Source organism: Bosea sp. NBC_00550 (genome assembly GCF_026020075.1).
Classification (GTDB): Bacteria; Pseudomonadota; Alphaproteobacteria; order Rhizobiales; family Beijerinckiaceae; genus Allobosea.
This window is the reverse complement of record NZ_CP102772.1, coordinates 3,658,556-3,673,409: the sequence shown is the minus strand read 5'-3', so window position 1 is coordinate 3,673,409 and position 14,854 is coordinate 3,658,556. Positions and strand designations below refer to the sequence as shown.

General features: G+C 67.7%; 15 protein-coding genes. 8 read left to right on the top strand and 7 right to left on the bottom strand.

Annotated features, from left to right (window positions below; all coding sequences use genetic code 11):
- Position 1: 1 nt before the first annotated feature.
- Complete coding sequence (locus NWE53_RS17640; RefSeq protein ID WP_265054937.1) at positions 2 to 769, bottom strand: class I SAM-dependent methyltransferase; 768 nt, start codon at positions 767 to 769, stop codon at positions 2 to 4.
- Positions 770 to 970: 201 nt separating this feature from the next.
- Between NWE53_RS17640 and gloB the strand changes: the two genes are divergently transcribed.
- The 3 genes from gloB to NWE53_RS17625 are packed head-to-tail and all read left to right on the top strand — an operon-like array spanning position 971 to position 2,959.
- Entirely contained in the window at positions 971 to 1,735 is a 765-nt protein-coding gene (gene gloB / locus NWE53_RS17635) for a hydroxyacylglutathione hydrolase (RefSeq protein WP_265050678.1), read from the top strand.
- Between the two features lie 8 nt (positions 1,736 to 1,743).
- Positions 1,744 to 2,199 carry a cupin domain-containing protein gene (locus tag NWE53_RS17630; protein ID WP_442865041.1) on the top strand — a complete coding sequence of 152 codons (456 nt, stop codon included), beginning with the start codon at positions 1,744 to 1,746 and terminating at the stop codon, positions 2,197 to 2,199.
- Positions 2,200 to 2,206: 7 nt separating this feature from the next.
- Positions 2,207 to 2,959 carry a GNAT family N-acetyltransferase gene (locus tag NWE53_RS17625; RefSeq protein WP_265050676.1) on the top strand — a complete coding sequence of 251 codons (753 nt, stop codon included), beginning with the start codon at positions 2,207 to 2,209 and terminating at the stop codon, positions 2,957 to 2,959.
- 99 nt (positions 2,960 to 3,058) lie between these two features.
- Here the strand turns inward: NWE53_RS17625 and NWE53_RS17620 are convergent, their stop codons facing one another.
- Entirely contained in the window at positions 3,059 to 3,514 is a 456-nt protein-coding gene (locus tag NWE53_RS17620; RefSeq protein ID WP_442865040.1) for a DUF2938 domain-containing protein, read from the bottom strand.
- A gap of 205 nt (positions 3,515 to 3,719) precedes the next feature.
- Between NWE53_RS17620 and NWE53_RS17615 the strand changes: the two genes are divergently transcribed.
- The 5 genes from NWE53_RS17615 (at position 3,720) to NWE53_RS17595 (ending at position 10,423) form a co-directional block, all read left to right on the top strand.
- Positions 3,720 to 4,805, top strand: a complete 1,086-nt coding sequence (locus NWE53_RS17615; RefSeq protein WP_265050674.1) for an ROK family protein — start codon at positions 3,720 to 3,722, stop codon at positions 4,803 to 4,805.
- Between the two features lie 115 nt (positions 4,806 to 4,920).
- Positions 4,921 to 7,653 (top strand): DUF3772 domain-containing protein, encoded by a 2,733-nt coding sequence (locus NWE53_RS17610; RefSeq protein WP_265050673.1) that lies wholly within the window; start codon positions 4,921 to 4,923, stop codon positions 7,651 to 7,653.
- Positions 7,654 to 7,657: 4 nt separating this feature from the next.
- Positions 7,658 to 8,182 (top strand): CAP domain-containing protein, encoded by a 525-nt coding sequence (locus tag NWE53_RS17605; RefSeq protein WP_265050672.1) that lies wholly within the window; start codon positions 7,658 to 7,660, stop codon positions 8,180 to 8,182.
- A gap of 262 nt (positions 8,183 to 8,444) precedes the next feature.
- Positions 8,445 to 9,647, top strand: a complete 1,203-nt coding sequence (locus NWE53_RS17600) for a winged helix-turn-helix domain-containing protein (RefSeq protein ID WP_265050671.1) — start codon at positions 8,445 to 8,447, stop codon at positions 9,645 to 9,647.
- A gap of 101 nt (positions 9,648 to 9,748) precedes the next feature.
- A complete protein-coding gene (locus tag NWE53_RS17595) occupies positions 9,749 to 10,423 on the top strand; it encodes a DUF930 domain-containing protein (RefSeq protein WP_265050670.1) in 675 nt (224 codons plus the stop codon).
- Between the two features lie 2 nt (positions 10,424 to 10,425).
- Here the strand turns inward: NWE53_RS17595 and mutT are convergent, their stop codons facing one another.
- From mutT to NWE53_RS17570, 5 genes are all read right to left on the bottom strand, one after another.
- The gene (gene mutT / locus NWE53_RS17590) at positions 10,426 to 10,842 is read right to left on the bottom strand and encodes an 8-oxo-dGTP diphosphatase MutT (protein ID WP_265054936.1); all 417 of its coding nucleotides are present in this window, start codon (positions 10,840 to 10,842) and stop codon (positions 10,426 to 10,428) included.
- Entirely contained in the window at positions 10,839 to 11,354 is a 516-nt protein-coding gene (locus NWE53_RS17585) for a carboxypeptidase regulatory-like domain-containing protein (RefSeq protein ID WP_265050669.1), read from the bottom strand. The genes mutT and NWE53_RS17585 overlap by 4 nt, the downstream gene beginning before the upstream one ends.
- Positions 11,351 to 12,280 (bottom strand): DMT family transporter, encoded by a 930-nt coding sequence (locus NWE53_RS17580; protein ID WP_265050668.1) that lies wholly within the window; start codon positions 12,278 to 12,280, stop codon positions 11,351 to 11,353. The genes NWE53_RS17585 and NWE53_RS17580 overlap by 4 nt, the downstream gene beginning before the upstream one ends.
- Positions 12,261 to 13,511, bottom strand: a complete 1,251-nt coding sequence (gene argJ / locus NWE53_RS17575; RefSeq protein WP_265050667.1) for a bifunctional glutamate N-acetyltransferase/amino-acid acetyltransferase ArgJ — start codon at positions 13,509 to 13,511, stop codon at positions 12,261 to 12,263. Before argJ ends, NWE53_RS17580 begins: the two co-directional genes overlap by 20 nt.
- 232 nt (positions 13,512 to 13,743) lie before the next feature.
- Positions 13,744 to 14,601 carry a peptidylprolyl isomerase gene (locus NWE53_RS17570; protein ID WP_265050666.1) on the bottom strand — a complete coding sequence of 286 codons (858 nt, stop codon included), beginning with the start codon at positions 14,599 to 14,601 and terminating at the stop codon, positions 13,744 to 13,746.
- Between the last annotated feature and the right edge of the window lie 253 nt (positions 14,602 to 14,854).

The following is a 14,854-nucleotide window of genomic DNA, read 5'->3' as shown; positions in this document are numbered from 1 at the left end:
GTCAACCCGTCCGCGCCGTCTCCGGCGGGTTTGCCTCGCGGGGCGTCGGCGTCGGTTGCGGCAGCAGGACCGGTCTCAATGCGAAGCTGCGCCGCGTCGCGCGCAAGGGCGCGCGCCGGTAGAACTGCTTGGTGGCATCGATGACGTGGACGCCGGCGAAGGGCAGCGACAGGCCGGCACCGATCTGCTCCCAGATCGGTGCCGAGCGCATCAGCAGACGCCTGTGCAGCGGCGGGACGTAGAGCGCCTCGACCCAGTGCTCCGGCGAGAACTCGGCGGCGCGCATGAGGGCGCCGAGCTGGCGGCGGCTGAAGGGCCGGCCCTGCCCGAAGGGCGTGCCGTCCATCCGGGCCCAGAGCCCCCGCCGGTTCGGCACGACGAGGATCATGCGCCCGCCGGGGTTGAGGACGCGCGAGACCTCCTCAAGCAGGTCGTCGGGGCTTTCGGTCTCCTCCAGTGCGTGCACGAGCACGACCCGGTCGATCGAGGCCGTCGGCAGCGGCAGCAGGGTGGGCTCGACCAGCGCCGAGGCCGTGAGGCCGGGCGAGGGCCAGTTCACCACGCCCTGCGCGGCCGGCATGAAGGCGATGGTGCGCTCGGCCTGCAGGCCGAGCACGGAGAGATAAGGCGTCGAATATCCGAGGCCGAGCAGGCGTTGGCGCGCGCAGTCGGGCCAGAAACGAAGCATCGCCCGGCCGATGAAGCGCCGGGCCACATGGCCGAGCGGGCTGGCATAGAAGGCGCGCAGGTCGACGACGTCGAGAGGCATGGCGCCTGACATGGAGCGCTGAAGCGCCGAACGCAAGGGAATGTCCGCAGAGATCGCCCGCACAGACCGCCCGCACTTGCCGTCCGCTCTTGCCGCAACCACCGGCTGCGCCTGCGGTGGGTTGATCGAGCGCCGGGCATGGCCCATGCAGGGGGCCGATCGTCCGTTCGACCCGATGGGTCGACCCTGCCGGAGGAAGCCATGCCGCTCGACCTTCACGTCTTTCGCACGCTCAGCGACAATGCCGGGGCGCTGCTCCACGATCCCGCGACGGGAGCCTGCGCGGCGATCGACGTGCCCGATGCCGGCGAGATGATGGCGGCCGCCCGGGAGAAGGGCTGGACGATCAGCGACATCTTCATCACCCATGCCCATCACGACCACACACAGGGCGTCGACGAGGTGAAGCAGGCGACCGGAGCCACCGTCGTCGGACCGGCCGATGCCCGCGCCAGCGCGCCGCTCGACAAGGTGATCGGCCAGGGCGACAGCGTCTCGCTCGGTGGCGAGCGCTTCGAGATCTGGCATACGCCCGGCCATTCCGACGGCCATCTCAGCTATGTCGGGCGTGGAGCGAAGCTTGCGCTCGTCGGCGACGTCGTCTTCGTCATGGGCTGCGGGCGCGTCCAGCCGGGCCAGATGGGGCGGATGTGGACCTCGCTGTCGCGGCTCATGGAGCTGCCGGGCGACACCCGGCTGCTCGGCGGCCATGACTACACCCTCGCCAATGCCCGCTTCGCCCGCTCGGTCGATCCCGCCAACGCCGCGCTCGCCGCCCGCTTCGCCGAAGCCGAGACGGCCAAGGCGGAAGGCCGCTTCTGGGCCCTGACCACGGTCGGGGAAGAGCAGGCGACCAATCCGTTCTTCCGTGCCGGAGAGGGCGCGTTGGCCGCTGCGGTGGGGCTCGTCGGCGCTCCGGCCGACAAGGTCTTCACGGCATTGCGCGAAGCCAAGAACCGGTTCTGACCATGACGATGCGGCTCGACGGCCTGACGGCGGCCGAGGTGATCCGGCTGCTCGAGCTCAAGCCCCATCCCGAGGGCGGCCACTACCGCGAAACCTTCCGCGATCCGGCCGGGCCGGAGGGACGCGGCTTCTCGACCGCGATCTATTATCTGCTCGATACCGGCGAGACCTCGGAGTGGCATCGCGTCGATGCCGCCGAGATCTGGCATCATTATGCCGGCGCGCCGCTGGTCATCACCGTATCGCCCAATGGTCATGACGCCGCGGCCCATCATGTCGGGACCGATCTCGCCGCCGGGCAGCGGCCGCAATTCGTGGTGCCGGCCGGCTGGTGGCAGAGCGCGACCTCGCTCGGCGCCTGGACGCTGGTGGGTTGCACGGTCGCGCCGGGGTTCGAATTCAAGGGCTTCGAGATGGCGCCGCCGGGCTGGCGGCCGACGCCGCGCAAGCCGATGGGGGGATGACATGCTGATGAAGACCGAAGACAGCGCGCTTGTGCTCGGATGCGAGCGGCGGATCATCAATGCCTGGCCGGCGCTGTCGACGCTCATCGTCGGCGACTGGGTGTTGCGCTTCGCCAATGGCTATTCCGGCCGGGCCAACGCGGCGACGCCTCTCGTCTATGGCGCCGAACTCGATGCCGACATGCTCGACCTGATCGAGGAGCTCTATCGTGCCGACGGGCTGGTGCCGAGCATCAGGCTGACACCGCTCGTTTCCGAGACAACGCGCGCCGCCGTTCTGGAGCGCGGCTATCGCGTCAAGGACAAGTCCTTCGGCCAGATCGCGCCGCTTGCCGATGTCGCGCCGTCCGAGGAGGCCGAACTGCAGATCGAGGCGCGGCCGAGCCTGGAATGGCTCACCGGCGTCGCGGCGCTGCAGAGCGGCAACAAGACCCATGTCGCCAATCTGGCGGCGATCGTCGAGAAGGTCAGGCTTCCCGCGGCCTTCGCCACCTGGCTGGTCGAGGGCGAGGCGGTGGCCTTCGGCATGGGCGTGGCCGAGCGCGGTATGGCGGAGATCGGTCTGATCTGCGTCGATCCCGACCATCGCGGCCATGGTTATGGCCGCAGGATCGTGCAGGGGCTGATGGGCTGGGCCGGCGCGATGGGCTGCGCCGACGCCTTCCTGCAGGTGGAACAAGGCAATGCGGTCGCGATCAACCTCTACGGCAGCCTCGGCTTCCGCCAGCTTTACCAGTACGAGACGCGCATTCTCGATTGACGGCGTCATTCTCGGGCTTGAGAATCTCAGGCCGGAAGAGGCCCCGGCGCCCCTGCGTCACGAGATGCCCGGGTCAAGCCCGGGCATGACGAGGGTGAATTACCGCGTCAGCAGCGCAGTGCCGTAAAGCCCCAGGCTGAAGATGGTGTGGCTGACGATATTGAGCAGCCGGATCTGGCCGGCGTTCGGCCGGCGCGAGGCAGCGACGCCCATGCCCATGCCGGGCTGCAGGATGAACCAGCCGCAGCCGACCGTAGCCCAGCCGACGAGCAATGCCGGCAGCAAGGTCGGATTGCGCGCCCAGTCCCCGCCCCAGATGGCAAGCACGATGCCGGCGAAGAGGATGCCGACCAGATAGTGGCAGATCCAGCCGATCGCGAGCTCGCCCACCACGGGCTCGGATTTGGCGATGTCGTCATGCCACAGGCGCCCGCGCGGCAGATGGGCGAACCAGCGGCCCGGCATCGCCCAGTTCGGCTTCGGCAGGCCGAAAAGCCGCAGGAACTGCGCCCAGAGATCGGACAGCGCGGTCGCGCCGACGCCGATGACGACCATGCGAAAGATCAGATCCGACACGTTTCGTTCCCCCAGCCCGCTTCACGGCGGCTTCCCGTCCGTTGGAGCGGCGATTGCGGCGGCGGTCAACAGCCTGGCCGGCCGGATCGCGCAGAGGCGCGCTGCATGCGGCGCATCGCCTCTGCCGCGGAACCCCGCGCGCCCCTGAGGGGTTGCCTTCGCGAATCCGCGGGGGAGATCCATCATGGCCACGGCGACTGCCGCCAAACCACGCAATGCCGGAACCGGGCCGCATGGCGCGGCCGAACTGCCGTCCGTCGTCGTCACCAGCTATAATCTGGAGGTCCGGGACGATGACGGCTTCGTCGGGGACAAGGCGAGCCGCCGCGCCTTCGTCGAGCATCTCGACGCGCTGCGCAGCCATCTCAAGCGCAACGGCGACGACCCACTGAAGGGCAAGACCGCCGAGATCAGCAAGAAGGAACTCGACACGCTGCTGAAGGAGGGCGCCGCCAAGGAGGCTGCGCTGGTGCTCAGCGCGGTCGAGGGCTTCGCGCAGTCCCTCGCCTTCGTCATCCGCAGATTCGCGCGCCTGAAGAGCTGGGCCGCGGTCGAGCGCATCGTCGTCGGCGGCGGCTTCCGCGAGAGCCGCGTCGGCGAACTCGTCATTGCGCGCGCCGCCATCATCCTGCGCACCGATGGCCGCGATCTCGATCTCGTGCCCGTCAGTCATCATCCGGACGAGGCCGGGCTCGTCGGCAGCGCCCATCTCGCGCCTAAATGGATCTTCGAGGCCTATGACAGCCTGGTCGCCGTGGATATCGGCGGCTCCAACATCCGCGCGGGGATCGTCGAACTCCGTCAGGCGAAGGCGCCGGATCTGAGCCGGGCGCGCGTCTGGAAGTCGGATCTCTGGCGCCATGCCGATGAGGAGCCGAGCCGCGACGAGGCGATCAAGCGAATGGGAAAGATGCTGCGCGACCAGATCCAGAACGCGGAGAAGGAGGGCCTGAAGGTCGCGCCCTTCATCGGCGTCGGCTGCCCCGGCCTGATCGAGCCGGACGGTGCGATCGAGCGCGGAGCCCAAAATCTCCCTGGCAATTGGGAAAGCAGCCGCTTCAACCTCGTCGACAGCATCCGCCAGCTCGTTCCCGAGATCGGCAGGCACGAGACGGAGGTCGTGATGCACAACGATGCCGTCATCCAGGGCCTGAGCGAGATGCCGGCGATGCAGGATGTCGAGAACTGGGCGGTGCTGACGATCGGGACCGGATTGGGCAATGCGAGCTATCGCAACCGGTCGAGAAGCAGGGCTTCCGATAAGCGCTGAGGCGCCAGAACCGACCGCGGTGCCATCTTCAGGTCGTGTTTTGCGGCGATGAGCTGACCCGGAGCCGCCGACCGGCTCATCAGAGACGCCCGTCCGCGATCCGAGGAGCACCGTTTTGCCGGCCGCCGAATTCCGCTCTCCATCTTGCCTTGCGGGCACGGCTGTGCCGAGGGTCGAGCTTCAGCCGAATCACGTGGGACAGGGTCGCACCACCATGGCAGCACGCGTGGCGCAGACGCCTTTCCAAAGTCTCAGGGGGCTTTTGGCGACGTGCCTGCTCTGGCTCGTGCTGGCGATGGCGGCTGCAACCTCCTCGTTCGCCCAGACGGCGGCGACGCCGGCCGATCCAGCCAGCGCGCGGGCGCGGCTCGATGCCGTTCGCAGCGAACTGGCGCAGATCGAGACGACGCTGGCCTCGCCCGATGCCACCGATGCCGAGCTGCAGAGGCAGCGGATCCGCCTTCAACCTTCGCTCGACCAGCTGCGCGTCATCGTCGACGAGCAGACGCCGCGCGTCGACCAAGCCAAGCTCCGGCTCGACCAGCTCGGCCCAAAACCCGAGGCCAGCGCGCCGGCCGAGAGCGCCGAGATCACGCGTGATCGCGAGGCCCGGGCCAAGGCTTATGCCGATGCCGACGAGACGCTGAAGATCGCCAAAGCGTCGTTGCTTCAAGCCGAGCAGCTTCAGAGCCGCATCGGCGACAAGCGGCGTGAAATCTTCGCCAAGGCGCTTTTCGCTGCCGGGCCTTCGGTCGCCAATCCCGAAGTCTGGAGCAACGCCATCACCACGGCTCCGGAGGATCTGCGGGCGTCTGGATATATCTTCGGCGGCTGGCTGGAAGGGGTGCGCGATGCGTTCTCCGGCTCGCGAGGCGCCGTGGTGGCGCTCGCCCTGATCGGCGCCATCCTGCTTTACGTTGCCCGCGCCCGCTATCTGCCGCGTTTCAAGGCGCGCTACGGCAATACGCAGGACACCGGCAATCTGCACTGCCTCTATGTGGCGCTCGCTCATATTGTCGCCGGCGCGGCGCCGCCGGTGCTGGCGAGCTGGCTGATCTACCAGGCGTTGAGCACCACGGGGCTTCTGCCGCCGCGCATTCAGCCGGTGATCTGGGCGCTGGTCGCCGGGCTCGCCTTCTTCGCCTTCGTTCAGGCTCTGGCCGATGCCGTGTTCGCACCGTCCAGCCCGCAGCGGCGCCTGGTCAGCGTCATGGATCCGACGGCCCGCAGTGTCGTGTGGATCGCCTCGTCGCTCGCGCTGGTGATGGCGGTGGGCAAGGTCTTCGAGGCCTGGCTCCAGGCGATCGCCGCAGGCCTTGCGGTCTCGATCATCGTCAAGGCCTTCTTCGCCATCCTCTTCGCCTTGACACTGATCGCCGGCCTTTTTCAGATACGCGATGACGACGAGGTCGAGCAGGAAGCCTGTCTTGGCCCTTACGTGCCGGTGGACGGGGCGAGCCTCGGCCCGGTTCGGATATTCGGCTGGATCATCGGCTTCCTGATCATTCTGTCGACACTCACCGGCTATGTGATCTTCGCGGCCTTCCTGGCCGAGCAGACGCTCTGGATCGGCATCGTCGCCTGCCTGTTCCTGCTGGCCTTCCAGTTCATCGATCTCGGCCTTCCGCGGCTCCTGACCGGCAAGGGCCGCTTCGCGCTGACGCTGAAGGCCGGCATGGGGTTGCGCAGCACAACGCTCGACAAGGTCGCGGTGATCAGCGTCGGCGCGTTGAAGCTGCTGCTGATCGTCATCACGGTCCTGATGGTGCTCGCGCCGTGGGGGCTGGAATCGACCGATTTCCTGGTCTCGCTGAGCGCGGCTTTCTTCGGCTTCCAGGTCGGCGGCGTCACGATCTCGATCTCGACCATCGTCGTCTTCGCCTTGGTCTTCGGCCTCGGCATCGCGGCGACGCGGGCGATGCAGCGCTGGCTCGACAACCAGTTCCTGCCGACGACCGCCCTCGATCCGGGGCTGCGCAACTCGATCACCACAGCGGCGGGCTATGTCGGCTATATCGGCGCGGTGGCGATCGCGGTTTCGGCTGTGGGCCTCAGCCTCGAACGTCTCACCCTCGTCGCCTCGGCCCTGTCGGTCGGTATCGGTTTCGGCCTGCAGTCGGTGGTGTCAAACTTCGTCTCGGGCCTGATCCTTCTCTGGGAGCGGCCGATCCGCGTCGGCGACCAGGTGGTGGTCGGCGACACCGAAGGCATCGTCAAGCGCATCAATGTCCGCTCGACGGAGATCGCGACCTTCGACCGCTCGACGGTGATCGTGCCGAACTCGAACCTGATCTCCGGCGTGGTGCGCAACCGCGTCCGCAGCGACCGGACGGGCCGCGTGCTGATCGCGCTATCGGTGCCACGCACGCTCGAGGCCGGGCAGGTGCGGGCAATGCTCTCCGAAGTGGCTTCGAACCATGGCGACGTCATGCAGAAGCCGCCACCGGTGGTGCAGTTCAAGAAGCTCGGCACCACGACCATGGATTTTGAGCTGGTCTGCGTCGTGGCCGATGTCGAGATCGTTGGGCGCGTCACCAGCGACATGAACTTCGCCATCCACAAGCGCCTCGCCGATATGGAACCTGCCGCCGGCACGCCGGAACTGGTGGTGCGCGGGCTGGAAGGCGTCGAGTATTCACTCGAAAGCATCGCAGTGGCTGTCGGCCGGGGCGGGGGCGCGCGCAGCAGTACTGGCTGGGAGCCCGCGAAGCCGGTGGCATCGCCCGCTGCAACGCGCCGGTCGCGCAAGCCGGTTGTGGTGGAGGAGGATGAGGAGGAAGAGGCCGGGGCGACGAAGCCCGCGCCTGCTCCAGCGCCCGAGCCCGCCAAGGAAGACAGCAAGGAATGATCGCATGCCCAGCTTTCTGCGCCGCGCCGCCGGTTCGCGCGCGATGACCTGCCCGGCCGCGCTGGCGGGCGCGCTCGCCCTGCTTGGCGTCGCCGGCTGCACCGAGCCTCAGCGGCAGGGGCAGCCGGCCTTCTATCGCGACCTCGGCTCCTCATCCGCCCAGGTCGATGCCGAGCAGGCGCGCGCGATGATCTCGGCCTATCGGCTCAATGCAGGCCTTGGGGCTCTCGCGCTCGATCCCGCGCTGGTCGAGGCGGCGCAGCGCGAAGCGGCAAACATGGCGGCTTCCGACAAGCCGGCGCAGGCCGACGCGGTCAAGGCGCGTCTCGCAAAGGAGGGCCAGCCCGGCGCGGAGGCCAATCTCTCGGCCGGATACCGCCGCCTCGCCGAGGCCTTCTCCGGCTGGCGGGATTCGCCCCAGCACGATCGCGTCATGAAGGATGCGAAGGCCAAGCGCATGGGTATCGCGACGGCCTATGCGCCGGGCTCGAAATATCAGGTCTACTGGGCGCTGGTCGTCGCGCCATAGGTCTGTCCGGTCTGTCGCGCGTGCGAATGGGCGGCGGGCTTCGCGGTGGCGCATCGCCTCGATGTCGCGATCCCCGTCGCGATCAATGCCGGCGTCAGCCTCGCGGGCAACAGCTTCGCGCTTCGGGTTGAGCGGGGAGTTCTGACAGAGTGCCGGAGCGTTCCGAACCCGGAACGGCTTGCGGCGGCTCCCGCCACATCCTGTCAGCGGTGCCGCCGTGGCCCCCTTACCGCCGGGAGCAGACGAAGCTAGCCTGCGGATCATGCCTCCGCGCCCCCGCAAGCCGCTCTCCCTGACGACCGAACAGGCCCGCCGCATCTGGCTGCATGCGCAGCGGCTCGATACGCGCGAGCCGTTTGGCTCCGGTCCAGCTGCAGCGCACGCGGCGATCGAGCATCTCGGCTATGTCCAGATCGACACGATCAACGTGATCGAGCGCTGTCACCACCATATTCTCTATGCCCGCATCCCCGGCTATCGCCGCAGCGATCTCGCGCATCTGCAGTCGGTCGAGAAGAGCGTCTTCGAGTACTGGACGCATGCGCTGGCTTATGTGGCGACCCGCGACATCCGCTATTTTCTGCCGGAGATGAAGGCGCATCGCGAGGAGCCGAAGCGCTGGTCGGCCGTCGGCGCGCGCGAGGAGACGCGCAAGCTCCTGCGCCGCATCCGCCGGGACGGAGCGCTGACGATCCGCGACATCGAGGAGGAGCTGATCGAGAAGGCGCATCTCTGGGCCAGCAAGAAGCCGTCCAAGGGCCTGCTGGAGCGCGCCTTCTACGACGGCGAGCTCGCGATCGCGGCGCGTGCGGGGATGCTCAAGACCTACGAACTCTTCGACCGGCACTTCCAGTGGGAGAAGAAGCCGACGCCGGCGAGCGAGCGACAGATCACGGCCTACAAGCTGGACCGGGCGCTGCGTTCGCAGGGGCTCGTAAGCCTCGGTTCCGTCTGCCATCTCGATGCACCGAGCAAGAAGGTGGTGGCGGAGCTGGTTGCCGCGCGTGTCCGGCGCAAGGAACTGGTGCCCGTCGCGGTGGAAGGCGCCGGCAAGACCCAGCACTGGGCGGCGCCGGCGATGCTGGAGCCAATATCCGAACCGGACGCGACGCTGATCCACATCCTGTCGCCCTTCGATCCCCTCGCCATCCAGCGCAAGCGGGCGAAGCTCTTCTTCGACTATGGCCACGTCTTCGAGGCCTATCTGCCGAAGGAAAAGCGCCTCTACGGCTATTTCGGCCTGCCGGTGCTGGCGGGAGACCGCGTCGTCGCCGTGCTCGACCTCAAGACCGACCGTGCGGCGGGCAAGCTCCTGATGCAGCAATGGACCTGGCTCGACGGCCACGAAACCCCCGAGCTGAAACGCGCCATCGAGGACGAGCTTCAGCGCTTCGAGCGTTTCCAGCTGGGACAGGGCGAGATCGAGCCGGTCGTGGAAGAGACGACCACAAAAATGCCGGCTTGATCGGCGCTGTTGCGGTCCGTCACAACCGGGGCGCGAGCAGGCGGATGGCACCGAATTTCCGGCCCGATGCGCCGGCGCGCCCGGCATCGTCGGCCTGAAGCATGCTGGCGGCGACAGGAACGCGGCGGCTACTGCCCGATCCCGGCCTCCCGGCCGCATCGCTGATTCATGCGGCCCTTCTGGCATGGCTGGCGTCGCTCGGCGTCCAGCAACTTGCCGATTTTCCGGCCGTCACGGAGCAGAGCGTCGAGGTCGAGTTGCAGAGCCCGGAGCAATTCGAGGCCCTGACGCGGCCGCCGCCAGCGCCGCCTCCGATCATCCCGGTTCCCGCCCCCATCGAGCGGCCTCCGGTCGAGCCACCGCCAACGCCCGTTCAGCTTGAAGCCGATGGTCTCGTGCGGCCCCGGCGCCTGCTATCTGCTGATGTCCTGGCCAATGCGCGCAGCCGCGACACGCTGGCCATGCTCCCGCGCCTGGCGCCGGACGAACGTATCGAACAACTCTGCGGGGTGGAGGCGATGGGGCAGATCCATGCCTGGCGCCAGGATTTCGAGCCCGACCGGGTGAGCGCCTATGCGATGGCCGATATCCGGCTCGCCGATCACATCCTGCGGGCGGAGGGAGCGGCCTTCCGCAGCAGGCGGCGCTGGTATGCGCTGCGCTTCGAATGCACGGTTTCGGCCGATCTCAAGCGCGTCACGGCCTTCGCCTTCCATGTCGGCGATCCCATACCGTCAGCGCGCTGGCAGGCGCTCGGCCTGCCGGCCGTCCACTGAGGTCAGGCGCCGAGCAGGTCGATCAGCGGCGGGATCAGCGGCTCGTCGGCCGGCGGTATGGCCAGCTCCCGCAGCTTGCCGGGCCGCATCCATTTCAGCGCTTGCCCTTCGCCGGAGATCGCCGTCCCCTCCCAGCGCCGGCAGATATAGAGCGGCATCAGCAGGTGGAATTCCGGATAGGCGTAGCTGGCGAAGGTCAGCGGTGCCAGGCAATCCTCCTTCACGGTGATACCGAGCTCCTCGGACAGCTCCCGGATCAGCGCGGGCTCCGGCCGCTCGCCGGCCTCTAGCTTGCCGCCCGGGAATTCCCAGAGCCCGGCCAGCGCCTTGCCCTCGGGGCGCTGCGTGACCAGGACGCGGTTGTCGGCATCGATCAGGGCGCAGGCGACGACGAGAAGCAGCTTCACGGGGTGTCTCAGTTGCCGGAGAGGATGACCTGGACGGGCTCGGTTTCCTTGCCCGTCAGCGTGACGCTGTCATAGACCAAGCCGCCCTCTCGCGTGAAGGCGCTCTCATCGCCCCAGATCACCTGGGTGGTGATGAAATAGCTGCCGGGTGCGACATGCTCGAAGACGAAGCGGCCATTCGCCTCGGCCTTGGTCGCACGGGTGTATTCGGCATAGGCGGGATCGACCGTGTCATTGGCCGGATAATTGCGATGCGGGACGTATTTGCCCTGGCCGTAGAGGTTGGCGAAACGCTCCCGGGCGAAGGCGGTGGCCGGGACGAGGTGTACGACCTGGCCGGCGGCATTGACCACGACGCCGCTCGGCTTGGTGCGGAAGGCATGGCCGGTGACGACGCCGGTTCCGTGCTTCTTGATGAAAGCCGCCTCCTCCGTGGAGAAAGCGACCGTTGCCGGCTTGCGCTCGACGCAACCAGCTATGATGACGCCGGCCAGAGCCGCCGCCGCGAACAATCCGATCTTCATGTCTCCCCCAGCCTGCGCGGCGCCGTCGTAACCAGGAAGACGCCAGCGAGGATGATGCAACCGCCAAGGACTTGCCGCAACTCCAAGTCTTCATGCAGGACGAGGATGCCGAGGATTACCGCAACCGTCGGTACGAGATAGCCGGTCATCGCGGCGCGCGTCGGGCCCGCGGCCCGAATCAGACGCATGAAGACCGTGACGGGGATTGCGGTGGCGAAGATGCCGAGCGCCAGCATGGCCGGCAGATGGTCGCGCAGCGGCGCGAAGGCCGTCGGGCCGACGACGGCGAGCGCCAGGATGGTCGCGATCGAGCCGGAGAACATCTGCTGACCCAGCGCCAGCCGGGCGGGGTCGCCGGTCGCGGCGGGCACGGTGCGGACATAGAGGTTGGCGACGGTGTAGCTGAGCGTTGCGCCGATCATCGCGAGCACGCTCAGCGCGGTGCCGCCGCCCTCGAACAGACGCGGGCCGATCAGCAGGGCGACGCCGATCATCCCGAGCAGAATGCCGCCGAGGCGGCGCCGGTTTAACCGTTCCTCGGAAAACACGAGATGAGCGACGAGCGCGGTGACGAGCGGGCCGGCGGCCTGGATCATCGCCGCGGGGCCGCTGGCGAGCTGGACCAGCGCATAGCTGACGAGCACGTTCGGCAACCAGCCATTGGTGGTGCCGAGCATGATCCAGGGCACGATCTCGGCCCGGCGCGGCAGCGGATTGCGCCCGCGTCCGAGGCTCCAGAGCGACAGCACGGCAGCGCCGAGTACGCCGCGGCTCGCGGCGATCGCAAGCGCTGAAACCTCGCCGCTCATCAGTTTGATGAACAGGTAGCTCGACCCCCAGAGCAGGGAGCACATCGCGAGGTTGACGGCGATGAAGCTGCGGCTTGGCTCCTGCGGTGGCGCGGCCTCAGGAGCGATAATCGCCATTGATCTCGACATAGGCCTTCGTCAGATCACAGGTCCAGACCGTGGCCTTGCCGCGCCCGATGCCGAGATCGGCGGTGATGACGACGGTGTCGCCCTTCATATAGTTCGATACCGCCTCTTCGTCATAGGACGGGGCGCGGGCACCGTGCTTCGCCACGAGGATGTCGCCGAAGCCGATGTCGAGCTTGTCGCGATCGGCCGGCTCGCCAGCCTTGCCGACGGCCATGACGACGCGGCCCCAATTGGCGTCCTCGCCGGCGATGGCGGTCTTGACCAGCGGGGAATTGGCGATCGAGAGCGCGACGCGCTTGGCCGAGCGGGCCGAAGTCGCGCCACTGACCCGGATCTCGACGAACTTGCGCGCGCCTTCGCCGTCCTTGCAGACGAGATGGGCGAGTTCGAGCAGGATCGCGTTCAGGGCGCGCTTGAAGCCGGAAAGCCTGACGTCGTTGATTTCCGTTATGGAGGGCACGCCGCGGGCCGCCGCCTTGCCGGTGGCGAACAGCATCAGCGTGTCCGAGGTCGAGGTGTCGCTGTCGACCGTGACCGCGTTGAACGAGCCCTTCACGCCCTTGGAGAGCAGGGCCTGCAGGACGGGCGCGGCGATCGGCGCGTCGGTGAAGACGAAGGAGAGCATCGTCGCCATGTCCGGCGCGATCATGCCGGCGCCCTTGGCGATGCCGGCGATGACGACCTCCTTGCCGTCGATCTTCGCCTTGCGGGTCAGGGCCTTCGGGAAGGTATCGGTGGTCATGATCGCCCTGGCGGCGTCGAGCCAGGGGCCGTCAGCGGCGCGTTTGGCGCATTCGTCGAGAACGCCCTTGAACTTGGTCGCGTCGAGCGGCTCGCCGATCACGCCGGTCGAGGCGATGAAAACCTCCTCCGGCTTGCAAGCCGCAGCCTTGGCGGCGATCTCGGCGGTGAGCCTGACCGCATCGCGACCCTTCAGCCCGGTGAAGGCGTTCGCGTTGCCGGAATTGACGACGACGGCGCGGGCGGAGCCCTGCTTCAGATTCTCGCGGCACCAGTCGACCGGGGCCGACGGGCATTTCGAGCGGGTGAAGACGCCCGCGACCTGCGTGCCCTCGTCGAGCAGCGCGAACCAGACGTCCTGGCGGCCCTTGTAGCGGATGCCGGCCTCGGCGGTGGCGAAGCGCACGCCCGGGATCGGCGGAACCTTGGGCTGGCGCTTCGGCGCGAGCGGGGAAACGGGGACATCCTTGCCGGCCATCGCGACTTCCTCCTGCGGAACACTGCTGGAAGACCGGCGAATCGTTCGTTGGCCGGGCAGTGCGTCTCGTTCGAGAGTCCCTCTGCCGCAGGCCGATGACGAAAACAAGAAGGGCGGCCGCAAGGGCCGCCCACGAAATCGAGGGTTTACGTCATGCTCGGCTCGTCCCGGGCATTTCTTCCCGGAGATTCTCGGGTCTGCGCTTCGCTTCGCCCGAGAATGACGTGGCCGATCAGTTCTTCTTCGGCTCGGCCGGCTTGGCAGCGTCGGGCTTGGCCGCGGGGGCCTCAGCCGGCTTGTCGAGGCGCTCGACCTTGGCCTTCTCGCGCATGGCGATGACGAGGTCCTGCTGGGCCTTGCGCTCGAGATACTGGTCGATCTGCGGCTTCACGGCGGCGAAGTCCGGCAGCGGCTTGGAGCGCTTGTCCTCGAGCTTGATGACGTGCCAGCCGAACTGGCTCTTGATCGGCTCGGAGACCTCGCCCTTCTTCAGCTTGAAGGCGGCCTCGGCGAATTCCGGCACCATGCGGTCCTTGCTGAACCAGCCGAGATCGCCGCCCTCCTTGCCGGAGCCCGGATCCTTCGAGATCTCGCCGGCGATCTTGGCGAAATCCTCGCCCTTCTTAAGGCGCTCGACCACGGCCTTCGCCTGAGCCTCGTCCTCGACGAGGATGTGGCGGGCATGGGCTTCCTCCTCGGGAGCCATCGCCTTGGTGGTCTCGTCGTAGAGCTTCTTGGCAGCGTCGGCGGTGACGGCCTTCTTGCTCTCGCGCGTCAGATATTCGTCGAGCAGCACCTTCTCGCGGTAATAGGCGAGGCGGGCCGTGAAATCGGGCGTATCGGTGATCTTGGCGTCGATGGCCGCCTTGGCGCCGAGCTTGAGGTCGACGAGATAGTTGATGACCTCGTCGCGCTTGCGATCCTCGGGGAGCTGGGCCAGGCGCTCGCCGAGATCCTCGGATGCGAGCTGGATGTCCTTCTCGGTGATGGCGATGCCGTCGACCTTGGCAACGACCTTGTCGGCCTGGGCGAAGGCCGGCGCCGCGAGCAGCGTGAAGCCGAGGACGGCGATGAAACGGGCTGAGTTCATGGGTGACGGCCTTTCGTCGGAAAACCCGAGACGCTTTGGCGGCTGCACTGCCAGTTGAACGCGGCAAAGGCAAGGCGGATCAGGCGATTGCGGGTCCGATCACGCAGCTTTGCACCGTCCGGGAGGCCGAAGCTGCCGCAGTGTCGCACCATCTGCCGCCGCGCATCTTGGAAGAGGCCGGGCAAAACCCCACATCCGGAGCCGAATTCGCTTGCCGTTTCGCTGCCGATTGGACGAAACGCACGCTGGACCC

Bases quoted from the DNA above. Each gene is read 5' to 3' on its own strand.
- NWE53_RS17620 (WP_442865040.1), bottom strand. From the start codon at position 3,514: ATGGTCGTCATCGGCGTCGGCGCGACCGCGCTGTCCGATCTCTGGGCG.
- NWE53_RS17625 (WP_265050676.1), top strand. From the start codon at position 2,207: ATGAAGACCGAAGACAGCGCGCTTGTGCTCGGATGCGAGCGGCGGATC.
- NWE53_RS17640 (WP_265054937.1), bottom strand. From the start codon at position 769: ATGCCTCTCGACGTCGTCGACCTGCGCGCCTTCTATGCCAGCCCGCTC.
- NWE53_RS17605 (WP_265050672.1), top strand. From the start codon at position 7,658: ATGCCCAGCTTTCTGCGCCGCGCCGCCGGTTCGCGCGCGATGACCTGC.
- argJ (WP_265050667.1), bottom strand. From the start codon at position 13,511: ATGGCCGGCAAGGATGTCCCCGTTTCCCCGCTCGCGCCGAAGCGCCAG.
- NWE53_RS17630 (WP_442865041.1), top strand. From the start codon at position 1,744: ATGCGGCTCGACGGCCTGACGGCGGCCGAGGTGATCCGGCTGCTCGAG.
- NWE53_RS17570 (WP_265050666.1), bottom strand. From the start codon at position 14,601: ATGAACTCAGCCCGTTTCATCGCCGTCCTCGGCTTCACGCTGCTCGCG.
- NWE53_RS17600 (WP_265050671.1), top strand. From the start codon at position 8,445: ATGCCTCCGCGCCCCCGCAAGCCGCTCTCCCTGACGACCGAACAGGCC.
- gloB (WP_265050678.1), top strand. From the start codon at position 971: ATGCCGCTCGACCTTCACGTCTTTCGCACGCTCAGCGACAATGCCGGG.
- NWE53_RS17580 (WP_265050668.1), bottom strand. From the start codon at position 12,280: ATGGCGATTATCGCTCCTGAGGCCGCGCCACCGCAGGAGCCAAGCCGC.
- NWE53_RS17595 (WP_265050670.1), top strand. From the start codon at position 9,749: ATGCTGGCGGCGACAGGAACGCGGCGGCTACTGCCCGATCCCGGCCTC.
- NWE53_RS17585 (WP_265050669.1), bottom strand. From the start codon at position 11,354: ATGAAGATCGGATTGTTCGCGGCGGCGGCTCTGGCCGGCGTCATCATA.
- NWE53_RS17615 (WP_265050674.1), top strand. From the start codon at position 3,720: ATGGCCACGGCGACTGCCGCCAAACCACGCAATGCCGGAACCGGGCCG.